12 protein-coding genes and 1 pseudogene are annotated in these 15,012 nt (G+C 61.7%); 9 read left to right on the top strand and 4 right to left on the bottom strand.

Features of this window, described 5'->3' with window-relative positions; genetic code table 11:
• Positions 1-18: 18 nt before the first annotated feature.
• The 4 genes from speA to HX805_RS07280 form a co-directional block, all read right to left on the bottom strand.
• Entirely contained in the window at positions 19-1,932 is a 1,914-nt protein-coding gene (gene speA / locus HX805_RS07295; RefSeq protein ID WP_003217295.1) for an arginine decarboxylase, read from the bottom strand.
• Positions 1,933-2,144: 212 nt separating this feature from the next.
• Positions 2,145-2,516 carry a translation initiation factor Sui1 gene (locus tag HX805_RS07290; RefSeq protein ID WP_003217297.1) on the bottom strand — a complete coding sequence of 124 codons (372 nt, stop codon included), beginning with the start codon at positions 2,514-2,516 and terminating at the stop codon, positions 2,145-2,147.
• Positions 2,517-2,813: 297 nt separating this feature from the next.
• Entirely contained in the window at positions 2,814-3,350 is a 537-nt protein-coding gene (locus HX805_RS07285; protein ID WP_008439015.1) for an NUDIX hydrolase, read from the bottom strand.
• A 2-nt stretch (positions 3,351-3,352) separates the two neighbouring features.
• Entirely contained in the window at positions 3,353-4,420 is a 1,068-nt protein-coding gene (locus HX805_RS07280; RefSeq protein WP_003217301.1) for a DUF2333 family protein, read from the bottom strand.
• 274 nt (positions 4,421-4,694) lie between these two features.
• On the opposite strand from HX805_RS07280, the gene HX805_RS07275 reads away from it, so the two are divergent.
• From HX805_RS07275 to fis, 9 genes and pseudogenes are all read left to right on the top strand, one after another.
• The gene (locus HX805_RS07275; protein WP_008439016.1) at positions 4,695-6,365 is read left to right on the top strand and encodes a PleD family two-component system response regulator; all 1,671 of its coding nucleotides are present in this window, start codon (positions 4,695-4,697) and stop codon (positions 6,363-6,365) included.
• 1,519 nt (positions 6,366-7,884) lie between these two features.
• A pseudogene (locus tag HX805_RS32550) lies at positions 7,885-8,379 on the top strand (methyl-accepting chemotaxis protein); the annotation flags it as partial.
• A 264-nt stretch (positions 8,380-8,643) separates the two neighbouring features.
• Positions 8,644-9,099, top strand: a complete 456-nt coding sequence (gene aroQ / locus HX805_RS07265) for a type II 3-dehydroquinate dehydratase (RefSeq protein WP_003217307.1) — start codon at positions 8,644-8,646, stop codon at positions 9,097-9,099.
• 25 nt (positions 9,100-9,124) lie between these two features.
• The gene (gene accB / locus HX805_RS07260) at positions 9,125-9,586 is read left to right on the top strand and encodes an acetyl-CoA carboxylase biotin carboxyl carrier protein (RefSeq protein ID WP_003217309.1); all 462 of its coding nucleotides are present in this window, start codon (positions 9,125-9,127) and stop codon (positions 9,584-9,586) included.
• Between the two features lie 17 nt (positions 9,587-9,603).
• Positions 9,604-10,965, top strand: coding sequence for an acetyl-CoA carboxylase biotin carboxylase subunit (gene accC / locus HX805_RS07255; protein ID WP_003217312.1), 1,362 nt, complete (start codon positions 9,604-9,606; stop codon positions 10,963-10,965).
• 288 nt (positions 10,966-11,253) lie between these two features.
• The gene (gene prmA, locus HX805_RS07250) at positions 11,254-12,132 is read left to right on the top strand and encodes a 50S ribosomal protein L11 methyltransferase (RefSeq protein WP_003217316.1); all 879 of its coding nucleotides are present in this window, start codon (positions 11,254-11,256) and stop codon (positions 12,130-12,132) included.
• 30 nt (positions 12,133-12,162) lie between these two features.
• On the top strand, positions 12,163-13,425 hold the full coding sequence (locus HX805_RS07245; protein WP_102606176.1) for a DUF3426 domain-containing protein: 1,263 nt from the start codon (positions 12,163-12,165) through the stop codon (positions 13,423-13,425).
• A 185-nt stretch (positions 13,426-13,610) separates the two neighbouring features.
• On the top strand, positions 13,611-14,624 hold the full coding sequence (gene dusB / locus HX805_RS07240) for a tRNA dihydrouridine synthase DusB (protein ID WP_003217321.1): 1,014 nt from the start codon (positions 13,611-13,613) through the stop codon (positions 14,622-14,624).
• Complete coding sequence (gene fis, locus HX805_RS07235) at positions 14,621-14,941, top strand: DNA-binding transcriptional regulator Fis (protein ID WP_003186237.1); 321 nt, start codon at positions 14,621-14,623, stop codon at positions 14,939-14,941. The genes dusB and fis overlap by 4 nt, the downstream gene beginning before the upstream one ends.
• The last annotated feature ends 71 nt before the right edge of the window (positions 14,942-15,012 follow it).

The following is a 15,012-nucleotide window of genomic DNA, read 5'->3' as shown; positions in this document are numbered from 1 at the left end:
AGCCTGGGAGCGGTGTCCTTACGAGGACAGGTACGACGAACGCGTCAAACCAAGACGCAACGCATCCAGGAACTGAGTCCGCTCCGCCGCCGTGATCTTCGCGCTGGCGCACTTGTCACGGTAGTGAGTCATCAACTCCTCCGGCGACAAGTGCACGTAGCGCAGCATGTCTTCGATGGTGTCGTGGGTCTCGATCCCGGCGCTGTACACCGAACCGTCGTCACGCTGGTAGATGTTCACCGAGTCGGTGTCACCGAACAGGTTGTGCATGTCGCCGAGAATTTCCTGGTAGGCACCCACCAGGAAGATCCCCAGCAGGTAGTCCTCGCCTTCTTTCACAGCGTGCACCGGCAAGCTGGTCTCGATGCTTTGCTCATCCACGTACTGCTTGATCTTGCCGTCGGAGTCGCAGGTCAAATCCTGCAGCACCGCACGGCGCAACGGTTCTTCGTCGAGGCGATGCAGCGGCAATATCGGCAGCACCTGGCCGATGGCCCAGGTGTCCGGCAGGCTCTGGAAGACCGAGAAGTTGCAGATGTACTTGTCGGCCAGCTTGTCGTTGAGTTCGTCCAGCACCTGGCGGTGGGAACGCTGGCGGGCTTTCAGCGAGTCGTGCAGGCGGCGGCAGACGGCGAAGTAGCATTGTTCAGCCAGGGCCTTCTCGGCCAGGGTGATCTTGCCGTCGGCGTACTGGGTTGCCACGTCGCTCATGTAGTGAGTGGCGCGCCAGTAGGTTTCGGTGACCATTTCAATGTCGGTCGGGCCCAGCAGGTCCACCAGCCATTGCACGGTTTCCGGCAGGCTTTCCTTGTTCTCGATCAGCGGCACGTCGTCGTTGTGCTTCTCGACGTCGGTAACTTGCACCACCAGCATGGCGTGGTGGGCGGTCAGGGAACGGCCGCTCTCGGAGAAGATGTTCGGGTGCGGCAGGCTCTGCGCGTCGCAGAATTCCTTGAGCATGCCCACGACCACGCCGGCGTAGTCGTCCATGTCGTAGTTGATCGAGCTGGCGTTACGCGAGTGGGTACCGTCGTAGTCCACGCCCAGGCCGCCGCCCACGTCGATGTGGTCTACCGGCAGGCCGAGGTTGCGCAGTTCGCCGTAGTAACGAATGGCTTCCTTGAACCCGTGCTGGTAGTCGGCCAGGTTGGCGATCTGCGAACCCATGTGGAAGTGCAGCAGGCGGATGCCCTGGTCCAGGCCCGCCGCGCGGAAGCGCTCGACCACCGACAACAATTGCGCCGCCGACAGACCGAATTTGGATTTCTCGCCGCCGGTGTCCGCCCACTTGCTCGACGCCAGGGACGACAGGCGCACCCGCAGGCCCACCTGCGGCTTGACCTTGAGGTTGGCGGCTTCTTCGATCACCAGGCCGACTTCGGATTCTTTCTCGATCACGATGAACACGTTGTGGCCCAGCTTCTGGCCCATCAGCGCGAGGCGGATGAACTCACGGTCCTTGTAACCGTTGCAGACGATGGTGCCGCCTTTCGGGGCCAGGGCCAGCACGGCCAGCAGCTCGGGCTTGGAGCCGGCTTCCAGGCCAATGGACACGTCCTGGGTGGCGATGATGTTCTCGATCACCGCTTCCTGCTGGTTCACCTTGATCGGGTACAGCGCGGTGTATTTGCTCTGGTATTCCAGGCGCTCGATATTGGAGTCGAACGCGCCGGTCAGCTGGCGCACGCGGTCTTGCAGGATGTCGGGGAAGCGCACCAGCAACGGCAGGGACAGGCCGCTTTTGCGCAGCTCGTCGACTTGCTCGTACAGGTCCACAGGCGTGCTGTTCGGGCCGTTCGGACGGACTTCAACGCGACCGGCATCATTGATCGCGAAATACCCGGCCCCCCAATGGCGAATCCCGTAAACACTGCGGCTGTCCGCAACTGTCCATTGGCTGCCATCGTCTTTGCGTGTGCGTCGTACGGACATCGAAGTCCCCTATAAATGAAGTCGAAGTGCACCGGCCTGATCAGAGGCTGGCGCAGTCTAAAGAATTAAAATGACGATTTGCCTGTGAGAGGGGTAGACCCCACTTGCAGGACAGAGTTTAGACACCGGTCAGGAACAGGCTCTGTGAAAACCATGGAGACGACAGTTCGCGTTCAGCCAGCGGGCTATCGGGGTGGTTTTCACAGAGGCTGCTAGCCGCCGGATTTCTTCGCCTTGTAACCCAGCTTGATCAGCTCGGCCAACAGCAACTCGACGTGGTCGCCCTGGATCTCGATCACGCCGTCTTTCAGGGCGCCACCGGTGCCACAGCGCTTTTTCAGCGTGGTGGCCAGTTCCTTCAAGGCTTCTTCGGCCAGGGGCACGCCAGTGATGGTGGTCACTGTCTTGCCGCCACGGCCCTTGCTCTCGCGACGAACGCGGGCAATACCATCGCCTTCGGGAATCAGGGTTGTTTTGCAGGTACAAGCGTCCACGGGCTGGCGACAGTCCGGGCAGTGTCGACCTGCGTCGGTGGAAAATACCAGGCCACCAAGGGCGGCGAAGGATGCGGCTTTTTTGGCCACCGGCAATCCTCTTGGGAGGACAAAGACTGATCGATGGGATCATCGACCGCGAAGCCCCACTCAGGCAGGGGCAGCGCTACTGAGCCGCCGATGTTCAAACCACTGTAGGAGCGAGCTTGCTCGCGAAGGTCGTCAACGATAACGCGGGCCTTCAGACAGCACGCGTCGTGCTTACGTTTTTCGCGAGCAAGCTCGCTCCTACAGGGTGGAACAACAGCGGTTCAGCCTGAAAAGTCGCGCAGTGTAACGGCAAAAACGCCCCTTGCTAAGAGCCAAATGGCGCCAATTTATGCAACTTTAGCGACGCAGGGCCAAATAACGACGCAACCCTTCCTGGGCATCCGGGCAATAGGGCTTTTGCTCGGCCTCCTGAAGCACCGTGGCCAGGGGCAGAAAGCGCGCCTCCATGACTTCTTCCGGCTGGATTCGCAGCGGCCCGTCCCACACGGCCGAGAACGAGGTGCACCAGAGCCGGCTGTCGCCGTCTTCGAAGTAGAAGTGATCGTGGGCGGTCAGTTCGACGCCGCTGACGCCCAACTCTTCTTCCAGCTCACGGGCCGCCGATTCGGCATAGGACTCGTGGGCCGCCACCATTCCGCCCGCCGCCGTGTCCCAGAAACCCGGGTACATGGCTTTGCTCAGGGTGCGCCGGTGCACACACAGCTCACCGGCCGAGTTGAACAGGAAGATAAAGGTGCAGCGCCCGATCAGCCCGCGCCGGCGCAGATCGGAACGTACGAGGCTGCCGAGCAGGTTGTCCTGCTCGTCGACCCAGGCAATCAGTTCGGCGTCGGAGGCGGCGCGGTGCGCTGCCTCCCTGGTGGAAGCGTCCATCATCAACCCTGGTTCAGGAGCTGACGCAGGTCGATCACTGCAGCGTTGGCCCGGGAAATATAGTTGGCCATGACCAGCGAATGGTTGGCCAGGATGCCAAAGCCACTGCCGTTGAGAATCATCGGGCTCCATACCGGCTCTTGCGAAGCTTCCAGCTCACGAATGATCTGGCGCACGCTGACGGTGGCGTTCTTCTTGGCCAGCACATCGGCGAAGTCGACTTCAATGGCGCGCAGCAGGTGCGACAGGGCCCAGGCCTGGCCGCGGGCTTCGTAGAACACGTTGTCGATCTGCATCCATGGGGTTTCCACCACTTCTTCGTCGACCTGCGGCACTTCACCCGGCGCCAGCGCTTCGGTTTTCAGCGCGGTGTTGAGCTTGACCCGCCCCACACTGGCCGACAGCCGTTGCGACAGCGAGCCCAGGCGGGTCGCCACATCACCCAGCCAGTTGTTGAGGTTGTCGGCACGTGCATAGAACAGCGCGCCTTTTTGATTCGGGTCGGACAAGCGCGCTTCGTAGCGGCTCAGGGAATTGATGCCTTCCTGGTATTCCGACTCGCTGGACGGCAGCACCCAGCTCTTGTTGTCGAAGTTGAAGCGCGGTTCGGCCTTGGCCAGGTCTGCGTCTTCCGCCGACTGCGACTGGGAGCGGGCGAAGTCCTTGCGCAGGGCACGGGTCAGGTCACGCACCTGCACCAGTACGCCGTACTCCCAGCTTGGCATGTTGTCCATCCACAGGCCCGGCGGGAAACGGTCGTTGGAAATGTAGCCACCCGGCTTGTTCAGCAGGGTGCCCACCACCGTCTTGAGGGTTTCGACGGTAGTAAAGCCCACCACCATCTGCTTGCCGTCCTTCTCGGCGGCAATTTGCGCATTCTGCTGGACCGGGAACAACGCAGGCTCTTCGCTCCAGTACCAACCCAGGGCACCGGTGACCAACAGGTACAACGCAACCAGCGAGAGCAACGCGCGGCTCATCAGCAGGTTACGGAAATAGCTGCGGGGGGCCGACTTGGTTTCAGGGGCCGGGCCCTTTGCACTGCCTGCGCGGTTTTTCCAGTCCAGCATGGCGATATCCTTTCAATCACTTGAGTTCAATAGCTACGACCACAACCCTGCCCCATCGTGCCGAGCAGTGCGGCGCTTTTAGCCAGGGTGGCGCGAGTACGCGGTTCGACTATAAAGGATGCACGCTGTTTACGCCCGCGCGACTGCATGGTCGATAAATGAATCTCTGCGACCTTGCAGTTAATTGACGTATGACACTCGTGCAACGGAAAAGAGGTGCTAGCATAGAGCCATCAGTTCGACCTCAGCATGCAGCCTAACTAGTAGTCAGGATATGACCGAGCCAGAAGACCCCAGCCGTGAGCGTCTCAAGCACCATTTTGCCCAGCGGGTAATTCATCAGGCACGTCAAATTCTTGAGATCTGGCAGCGCCTGCAACGCAGCGAATGGTCGACCACTGACTTGTCCGAGCTCAGTGAGGCCAACCTGCGCCTGCTGCGTTTTGCCGAGCGCTTCGAGCAGCCGGAACACGGCCAGCTGGCGCACCAGATCGGCGCTTCACTCAAGGCGGTGGACGACAACCGCGGCCGCCTGAGCAGCCACCTGATCACCGAACTCAACCGTTTGATGCAGCGCCTGTCGCGCACCGGGCTGCGCCAGGGCGACCAGCTGGAACAAACCCTGCTGCCGCCGATGCGCAAGCCGATCTACGTGATGCTGGCCGATCACGACCGCGCCGACCGCCTGGCCAAGCAGCTGGAATTTTTCGGCTTGAGCGCCCAGTCCCTCGACAGCGTGGCGGCGTTTCGCTCATCCATGGCCGAGCGCTTGCCGGCGGCCATTGTGATGGATGTGGATTTTTGCGGCGCCGGCCTCGGCCTGAAGCTCGCCGCCGAAGCTCAGGAAGGCCTGGAGCAAAAGCTGCCACTGCTGTTTTTCAGCCTGCACGAAACCGACACCCCCACCCGCCTGGCCGCCGTGCGCGCCGGCGGCCAGGAGTTCCTCACCGGCACCCTGGAGGCGTCGAGCCTGCTGGAAAAAATCGAAGTGCTGACCTGCGTCGCCCAGTACGAACCTTATAAAGTGCTGATCATCGACGACTCGCGGGCCCAGGCGATGCACACCGAGCGCCTGCTCAACAGCGCCGGCATCGTCACCCGCACATTGATCGAACCGATCCAGGCCATGGCCGAGCTGGCGGACTTCCAGCCCGACCTGATCATCCTCGACATGTATATGCCGGCCTGCACCGGTACCGAGCTGGCCAAGGTGATCCGTCACAATGACCGCTACGTCAGCGTGCCGATCATCTATCTCTCGGCCGAAGACGACCTGGACAAGCAACTGGACGCCATGAGCGAAGGCGGCGACGACTTCCTCACCAAGCCGATCAAGCCCCGGCACCTGATCACCACCGTACGCAACCGCGCCGCGCGGGCACGCAACCTCAAGGCGCGGATGGTGCGCGACAGCCTCACCGGGCTGTACAACCACACCCACATCCTGCAACTGCTCGAAGACTGCAGCTTCCGCGCGCGACGCGAGAGCAAGCCACTGAGCTTTGCGATGCTCGACATCGACCACTTCAAGCGGGTCAACGACAGCCACGGCCACCCCATGGGCGACCGGGTGATCAAGAGCCTCGCGCTGTTTCTCAAGCAGCGCCTGCGCAAGACCGACTATATAGGCCGTTACGGCGGCGAAGAATTTGCCATCGTGATGCCCGACACCGACCTCGACAGGGCTTGCCAAGTACTTGACGAGATTCGCGGGCGCTTTGCCGAGATTCACTATCCCGCCCAGCCCCAGGATTTGTGGTGCACGTTCAGTGCCGGCGTGGTGGAGCTGTGTGATGGCTCCGACAGCCTGATGATGGCGGCCCAGGCCGACGAGGCGCTGTACCGCGCCAAGGATGCCGGGCGTAACCGGGTGATGTCGGCGCGTGCATCAAAGCAAAGTGCCACCTTTTCACCGGAATCCACCGAATCCGTCATAACTCTGTAATGGAAACGCAATAACTTCAGGCACTTACTTCTGCTGTCGGTTGAAACCACGCATGCGCCTGAAGCTGCTGACGAATCTGAACACCCTCCTTCTGGTCGCCGTTTGCCTGGCCCTGGGCGCTACGCTCTGGTGGTCGCAACGTGCCCTGGAACGGCCTTACCTGCTGATGGAGCGCTACCTTGGCCTGTCGCAGACGTTCCAGAACCAGGCCGCGCGCAATATCGACGATTACCTCGCCAGCGGCGACGCCCTGCGCCTGAGCGGCGCCAGCCAGAGCCTGGAAAACCTGTTACAGCAGCTGGATGAGTTACCCGCAGAGCTGGCGCAAAACCTGCGTCCCAGCCTTGCCGACCTGGACACCTTCGGCAAGACCGACCTGCTGGCCGCCGGTAAGCTGGCCGGCGACCCGCAAGCCCTGTTGCTGCAAGCCGAACGCGAACTCGGTGCCAACCTTGAGCAACTGAACCAGTACGCCAGCGGCGTCAGTACGCCCGAGGCGGCGCGCTATCTGCCGCCGTTGCTCGCTGCGTCCCAGCACCTGGCGAAACTCTCCCTGGCCCGGGACAAGCTGGTGAGCAGCGGGCGCAGCGAACTGGCCGACGATGTGGAGCGCGAAGTCAGTAATATCCGCAGCCAGGCTGACGTGCTGGGGCAGCTGCCATTACTGGGGGTGACCACCAGCAGCGAGTCCAGTACCGACGATTTCTCGGCCATGATGGGCCTGGAAAACACTGAAAAAACCGTGGCCCAGGACACCGGCGTCGACCTCAAGCGCGAACTCAACAGCCTGCTGACCCGCTACCCCGCCGAGCTGAAACGCACCCGCGAGCAAATCCAGCAACGCACCGAACTGGCCACCGCCACCCACCTGAAAATCAACGCCGTGCAGCAAGCCATCGCCGGGCTGGAGCCTGTGGTGCGCGCCCAGCACGCGCAGATCCAGGGCGAAGTGCGGCTGATGCAAGGCGTGATGATCGGCCTGATTCTGCTGATCGCCCTCTTGATCGACACCTTGCAGCGGCGCCTGGCGCGGGTGCTGACCAACCTGGCGCCGGCCTTGTCCACCTGGGCCGAAGGTGACTTCAGCCAACACATTGCCCTGGGCAAGACCAACCGCGAACTGCACGATATCGAAGAGTCCCTGAACCGCCTGCGCGCCTACCTGGTGGACCTGGTGGGCACCATCAGAGGCAACGCCGAGCAAGTGGCCGGCAGCAGCAGCGCGCTGGCGGAGTTGAGCAGCGGCATGCACGACGGGGCCGAGCGCCAGGCCGGTGATACCGCGCAAATTCGCGATTCCCTGGGCGAACTGGAAGCGACTATCCAGCAGGTTGCCGGCGACGCCAGCCAGGCTGCCGAGGCCAGCCGCAGCGCGGGCCAGGCCGTCGAGCAGGGCCAACGGGTAATCGGCCTGAGCCTGACCGGGTTGCACGCATTGGTCGGCGAAGTGCAGATAAATGCGCAGATGATCGAGAAACTCGCCGAAGAGTCCGCGACCATCGGCGGCGTACTCACGGTGATTCGCTCGATTGCCGACCAGACCAACCTGCTGGCGCTGAACGCCGCCATCGAAGCCGCCCGGGCCGGTGAAGCCGGGCGCGGGTTCGCCGTGGTGGCCGATGAGGTGCGCTCCCTGGCCCAGCGCACCGCTGGCGCCACCGCCGAAATCCAGCACCTGATCGCCGGCCTGCAAACCGCCGCCCGGCAATCGGTGGAAGGCATGCGTGCCCAGGTCGAACACGCCGAGGCCACTGCCGAACAAGCCCAGGCGGCTGACGGCGCGCTGGATGAAATCGTCGGGGCGATCCAGACCATTTCCGACACCGCCGTGCGGATCGCCGATGTGACGGCCCAGCAAAGTGGCGCCGTGAGTGAAATCCGCGATAACAGTGAGAGGATTCACCAGTTGGGCGAGGACAACTTGCTGCGAATTGGCCAGGGACGCCGCCAGGGCGAGCACTTATTGGTACTAGGCGGGCAACTCAACACCGCCGTGCAGGCATTCCGCGTCTGACCGGCTCTCCCGTCTTGTGAAGATCAAAATGTGGGAGCGGGCTTGCTCGCGAAGGCGGCGCACCCGTCAACGCATGTGGCGGCTGAACCACCGCCATCGCAGGCAAGCCAGCTCCCACACTGACCGGATTCAGCCTTGCGGTCACATATTTTGCGCAATCCTCGCTAATCGTGCTGCCTACTGCATAGAACTGGACAGTCACAAAGCCTTTGCGGCATAGTCGCCGGGTTCTACCGTGCCCACATCAATAACAAGGAACAGCCGATGGCGACCTTACTGGTTCTTCACGGACCCAACCTGAACCTGCTCGGCACCCGCGAACCGGGCGTCTACGGGGCAGTGACCCTCGAACAGATCAACCTCGATCTGGAACGACGGGCACGTGATGCCGGCCACCATTTGCTCTACCTGCAAAGCAATGCCGAGTACGAACTGATTGATCGCATCCATGCCGCGCGCAGCGAAGGCGTGGACTTTATCCTGATCAATCCCGCCGCTTTTACGCACACAAGCGTTGCATTACGTGACGCGCTGCTGGCGGTGAGCATCCCATTCATCGAAGTGCATTTATCGAACGTGCACAAACGCGAACCTTTCCGCCATCACTCTTACTTCTCCGACGTTGCGGTAGGAGTGATCTGCGGCCTTGGCGCCAGCGGTTACCGACTGGCCCTGGAGGCCGCCCTGGAACAGCTTGAAGACACGGCCAAGCGCCCCTGACCGACCCTTTGGGAGTTGATGATTCATGGATATCCGTAAAGTTAAGAAACTGATCGAACTGCTGGAAGAATCCGGTATCGACGAGCTGGAGATCAAGGAAGGCGAGGAGTCCGTACGGATCAGCCGTCACAGCAAGACCCCGGCCCAACAGTTCTACGCACCACAGATGCAAGCGCCGGCTCCGGCCGCTGCACCCGTGGCGGCTGCTCCGGTCGCGGCTGCTGCCGAAGCCCCTGCGGCTCCAAAACTGAACGGTTTCGTGGTCAAGTCGCCAATGGTCGGTACCTTCTACCGCACCCCGGCACCGACCTCGCCAGCCTTCGTTGAAGTCGGCGCAACCGTGAAAGTGGGCGACACCATCTGCATCGTTGAAGCGATGAAGATGATGAACCACATCACGGCGGAAAAAGCCGGCGTCATCGAATCCATCCTGGTAGAAAACGGTCAGCCGGTTGAGTACGACCAGCCGCTGTTCACCATCGTTTGAACCGCGGAGCGCCTTCGATGTTGAAACCTGCGAAGAAACTGCAAAAAGTCCTGATCGCCAACCGCGGCGAGATCGCGCTGCGTATCCTGCGCGCCTGTAAGGAAGAGGGCATCAAGACCGTCGCTGTTTACTCGACGGCCGATACCGAATTGATGCACGTGAAACTGGCGGACGAAAGCATCTGCATCGGCCCGCCACTGGCCACGAACTCGTACCTGAAAGTCTCGAACATCATCGCCGCCGCTGAAGTGACCGGCGCTGATGGCATCCACCCCGGCTACGGCTTCCTCGCGGAAAACGCCGATTTCGCCGAACAGGTGGAGAAATCCGGGTTTGCCTTCATCGGCCCGAAAGCCGAAACCATTCGCCTGATGGGCGACAAGGTATCGGCCAAGGACGCCATGATCGCGGCCGGCGTACCTACCGTTCCAGGTTCCGACGGCCCGCTGCCTGAAGACGAGGCAACCGCCCTGCGCATTGGTCGCGAAGTCGGTTACCCGGTGATCATCAAGGCCGCCGGTGGCGGTGGTGGTCGCGGCATGCGCGTGGTGCACAAGGAAGAAGAACTGATCGAAGCCGCCAAGCAGACTCGCTCGGAAGCTGCCGCCTGGTTCGGCAACCCGATGGTCTACCTAGAAAAGTACCTGACCAACCCACGTCACGTGGAAGTGCAGGTACTGTCCGACGGCCAGGGCCACGCCATCCACCTGGGTGACCGCGATTGCTCGCTGCAACGTCGTCACCAGAAGGTGCTGGAAGAAGCGCCGGCACCGGGCCTGGACGAAACAGCTCGCCAGGAAGTACTGGCTCGCTGCGTCAAGGCGTGCATCGACATCAACTACCGTGGCGCGGGCACTTTCGAGTTCCTGTACGAGAACGGCCGTTTCTACTTCATCGAGATGAACACTCGTGTGCAGGTAGAGCATCCGGTTTCGGAGATGGTCACCGGTATCGACATCGTCAAGGAGATGCTGAGCATCGCCGCTGGCAACAAGCTGTCGTTTACCCAGGATGATGTGAAGATCCACGGCCACTCCCTGGAGTGCCGGATCAACGCCGAAGACCCGAAAACCTTTATCCCAAGCCCTGGCCTGGTCAAGCATTTCCACGCGCCCGGCGGCAACGGCGTACGTGTGGATTCGCACCTGTACAGCGGCTACAAGGTTCCGTCCAACTACGACTCGCTGATCGGCAAGCTGATCACCTGGGGCGCCACCCGCGACGAGGCCATGGCCCGTATGCGTAATGCCCTGGACGAAATTGTGGTAGACGGCATCAAGACCAACATCCCGCTGCATCGGGACTTGGTTCGCGATGAAGGCTTCTGCGAAGGTGGTGTGAACATTCACTACCTGGAACACAAGCTGGCTAATCAGTAAGCGAAGTGCTCCACCCAACAAAGCCGCCTTCGGGCGGTTTTGTTGTTTCTGCCCACCCGATTTTTCTGGATGGATACATTCCCCTTGTGGGAGCGGGCTTGCTCGCGAATGCGGTGTGCCAGTCAACACATCCATTACTGACACACCGCATTCGCGAGCAAGCCCGCTCCCACATTTTGTTCTGTGTACACCAGCAGTACAGTCGTCTTCTGCTGTTCGCTCGCGTAAACTTGCGCGTCTTTCGCAGCCCTACCCCGCTGCACACTCATTTTTTCAAAGGTGCCCGCCATGCCTTGGCTGCAAGTCCGTCTCGCCATCAGCCCAGAACAAGCCGAAACCTACGAAGACGCGTTCCTCGAAGTGGGCGCCGTGTCGGTGACCTTCATGGACGCCGAAGACCAGCCGATCTTCGAACCCGAGCTCAACACCACCCCGCTGTGGTCCCACACCCATCTGCTGGCCCTGTTCGAAGACGGCACCGATGCCGCCAGCGTCCTGGCCCACATGGAACTGCTCACCGGCGGCCCGCTGCCGGAGCATCACAGCGAAATCATCGAAGACCAGGACTGGGAACGCAGCTGGATGGACAACTTCCAGCCAATGCGTTTTGGCCAGCGCCTGTGGATCGTGCCGAGCTGGCACGCCGCCCCCGAGCCTGACGCCGTGAACCTGCTGCTGGACCCGGGCCTGGCGTTCGGCACCGGCACCCACCCCACCACCGCGCTGTGCCTGGAATGGCTCGATGGCCAGGACCTGAAAGACTGCAACGTGCTGGACTTCGGCTGTGGCTCGGGGATCCTGGCGATCGCTGCCCTGCTGCTGGGCGCCAAGGAAGCGGTCGGTACCGATATCGACGTGCAAGCCCTGGAAGCCTCCCGCGATAACGCCGGGCGCAATAACATCGCTGAAGAGAAATTCCCGCTGTACCTGCCGGAGCAATTGCCCCAGGTGCAAGCCGACGTGCTGGTGGCCAATATCCTTGCCGGGCCGCTGGTTTCCCTGGCGCCGCAGCTGTCGAGCCTGGTCAAGCCGGGCGGCCGCCTGGCGCTGTCGGGCATCCTCGCCGAACAGGGCGAAGATGTTGCCGCCGCCTACGCCCAGGATTTTGAGCTGGATCCGATCGCCAACCGCGATGGCTGGGTACGCATCAGTGGTCGTCGGCGCTAGAATGAGCGCCTGCATGAATCGGATGGCCGCATGACCGACAGTTTCGTCACCCAGTGCCCACACTGCCAAGCACGCTTTCGCGTCAACCACGCTCAATTGAGCGTGGCCCGTGGCGTGGTGCGCTGTGGGTCGTGCCTGCAAGTGTTCAATGCCGCTCGCCAACTGCTGGAGCAGCGCGCCAATGCGCCCGCGCCCCAGGCACCACCTGCGGCAGAGCCGCCGGCAGCCGTAGAACCGCCACCCCAAGCGCCGCGAGCCATCAGCCAGAAGCAATGGACCGCCGAAGAGCTGGACCTGGATAACCTGGACCTCGACGTAGAACTGGCCAAGCTGGAACGCCGCGAGATCCAGCACACCCAACCCGTGGGTGCCGACCGTCGCCAGCCCGGCGCCGATCGTCGGCAAAAGGAAGATGCCCTCAGCGCCAGCCGTGATACGGCCAAGGCCGAGGAAGAGCAATGGGCCTCCAGCCTGTTCAGCGAACCCCGGGATGAACGGGCCCAAGCCCCGCAAACGGTCGACGAGGAACCGCAACCGGCCAAGGCAAGCCCAGGCAAACCCAAGCGCACCGAACCGTCGATGTCGTTTGAAGCGGTCGAGCCGGACGACGAACCACCGCTGCACACAAGCCCCACCGATGACGAACTCGACCCACCGGTAACCGCCGTAGCAGACGAGCCGGAACCCGAACAACCGGAACGCCCGCAGCCCAAACGCAAGCGCCCTCGCCCCGAGGCCGGCGCCCACGACGACCTGCTTTCGGACCTGGAAGACGACCCGCTGCACCTGTATTCCCGGAAGCGCTCCTCCGGCTGGGGCCGCCGTTTGTTCTGGGGCTTGCTGGTGCTGCTGGCCGCCGCCGGCCTGGCGGGACAATACGTCGCCTACCAATTCGACGACCTGGCACGCCAGGACGCCTACCGCCCATGGTTCCAGGAACTGTGCCCGAAACTGGGCTGCACCGTGCCATCCCGGGTCGATATCGCCCACATCAAGAGCAGCAACCTGGTGGTGCGCAGCCACCCGGAGTTTGCCGGTGCCCTGGTGGTAGACGCGATCATCTATAACCGCGCGACATTCTCCCAACCGTTCCCGCTGCTGGAGCTACGCTTTGCCGACATGAACGGGAATATGATCGCCAGCCGTCGCTTCAAACCCGCCGAATACCTCAGCGGCGAGTTGGCAGGCGTGACCGAGATGCCCTCCCAGACGCCGATCCACATTGCCCTGGACATCCTCGACCCGGGCAACAAAGCGGTGAATTACAGCCTGAGCTTCCACTCCCCCGAGTGAAACGGCTGCCTGGCCGGTGCTTGACGGCAGATTATTGACTGCATCGCCTTTGACCAAACCTGCGGCGATAAGAAAATAACTGCTCAGATTTTATCCAATTCAGCCTTTATCCAGTCATCGAGAGCGGGTATCATGCCAACCCTTTTTCGAACTCTAATGATCCGGCCCCACAACAGGGAAGTCCTATGTCGGCGGTACGCATCGGCCCATACACATTGCACAACGGCTTGATCCTCGCCCCGATGGCGGGCGTCACCGACCAGCCCTTTCGTCAGCTTTGCAAGCGTTTGGGCGCAGGGCTTGTAGTCTCGGAAATGGTCACCAGCGACATGAGCCTGTGGAACACCCGCAAATCGCGGATGCGCATGATCCACGAAGGTGATCCCGAGCCCCGCTCGGTACAGATCGCCGGCGGTGATGCGCAGATGCTGGCGGATGCGGCCCGGGCCAACGTGGAGTTGGGGGCGCAGATTATTGATATCAACATGGGTTGCCCGGCCAAGAAGGTCTGCAACAAGGCCGCAGGTTCTGCCCTGTTGAAGGATGAGCAGTTGGTGAGCGAGATCCTGCATGCCGTTGTCGCAGCAGTGGATGTGCCGGTCACCCTGAAGATCCGCACCGGTTGGGACCGGGACAACAAGAATGGCCTGACGGTGGCGAAGATCGCCGAGCAGGCGGGCATTACAGCGCTGGCGGTGCATGGCCGCACCCGCGCCGACCTTTACACCGGTGAAGCCGAGTACGACACCATTGCCGCGATCAAGCAGGCGGTGTCGATTCCCGTCTTTGCCAACGGCGACATCGACTCAGCCGAGAAAGCCCGGCGCGTGCTGCACGCGACCGGCGCCGATGGCCTGTTGATTGGCCGGGCTGCCCAGGGGCGGCCGTGGATTTTTCGTGAGATCGAGCATTTTCTGCGTACCGGCGAAACCTTGCCGGCACCGGAGCTGATCGAGGTGGAACGTATTCTGCTAGAGCATCTGGCCGCCCTGCACGCCTTCTACGGAGACGTGATGGGAGTACGCATTGCTCGCAAGCATGTGGGCTGGTATCTCGCAACCTTGCCGGGCGCCAGGGAGTTTCGCGCCCACTTCAATCGTTTGGATGATACGGAAGCACAGTGCGCCAACGTTCGTGAGTTCTTCTCCGAGCGTTACAAGAGCCTGGTGACAGGGGACGGAGAAGGGGTGGCCGCATGACGATGATGACCGAGACTTTAGTGAGTGGAACAACACCCGTGAGCGACAACGTCAATTTGAAACAGCACCTCAACACGCCGAGCGAAGAAGGCCAGACCCTTCGCGGGAGTGTCGAGAAGGCGCTGCACAATTATTTCGCCCACCTTGAGGGCGCTGCCGTCACGGACGTGTACAACCTGGTGCTCTCCGAAGTCGAAGCGCCGTTGCTCGAAAGCGTGATGAACTACGTCAAGGGCAACCAGACCAAGGCCAGTGAGCTGCTCGGTCTGAACCGTGGCACGCTGCGCAAGAAACTCAAGCAGTACGATTTGCTGTAAGCATTCAATCAAACCAGAAAGGCGCCCGCGTAAAAACGGACGCCTTTTTTGCTGACTCCTTTGCTTTTGAT

Source organism: Pseudomonas sp. G5001, assembly GCF_013385475.1.
GTDB lineage: Bacteria > Pseudomonadota > Gammaproteobacteria > Pseudomonadales > Pseudomonadaceae > Aquipseudomonas.
Note: the sequence above shows the minus strand (reverse complement) of the source record. Positions and strands in the feature narration are given on the sequence as shown.

Bases quoted from the DNA above. Each gene is read 5' to 3' on its own strand.
- fis (WP_003186237.1), top strand. From the start codon at position 14,621: ATGACGATGATGACCGAGACTTTAGTGAGTGGAACAACACCCGTGAGC.
- HX805_RS07245 (WP_102606176.1), top strand. From the start codon at position 12,163: ATGACCGACAGTTTCGTCACCCAGTGCCCACACTGCCAAGCACGCTTT.
- speA (WP_003217295.1), bottom strand. From the start codon at position 1,932: ATGTCCGTACGACGCACACGCAAAGACGATGGCAGCCAATGGACAGTT.
- aroQ (WP_003217307.1), top strand. From the start codon at position 8,644: ATGGCGACCTTACTGGTTCTTCACGGACCCAACCTGAACCTGCTCGGC.
- HX805_RS07275 (WP_008439016.1), top strand. From the start codon at position 4,695: ATGACCGAGCCAGAAGACCCCAGCCGTGAGCGTCTCAAGCACCATTTT.
- HX805_RS07285 (WP_008439015.1), bottom strand. From the start codon at position 3,350: ATGGACGCTTCCACCAGGGAGGCAGCGCACCGCGCCGCCTCCGACGCC.
- HX805_RS07280 (WP_003217301.1), bottom strand. From the start codon at position 4,420: ATGCTGGACTGGAAAAACCGCGCAGGCAGTGCAAAGGGCCCGGCCCCT.
- accB (WP_003217309.1), top strand. From the start codon at position 9,125: ATGGATATCCGTAAAGTTAAGAAACTGATCGAACTGCTGGAAGAATCC.
- prmA (WP_003217316.1), top strand. From the start codon at position 11,254: ATGCCTTGGCTGCAAGTCCGTCTCGCCATCAGCCCAGAACAAGCCGAA.
- dusB (WP_003217321.1), top strand. From the start codon at position 13,611: ATGTCGGCGGTACGCATCGGCCCATACACATTGCACAACGGCTTGATC.
- accC (WP_003217312.1), top strand. From the start codon at position 9,604: ATGTTGAAACCTGCGAAGAAACTGCAAAAAGTCCTGATCGCCAACCGC.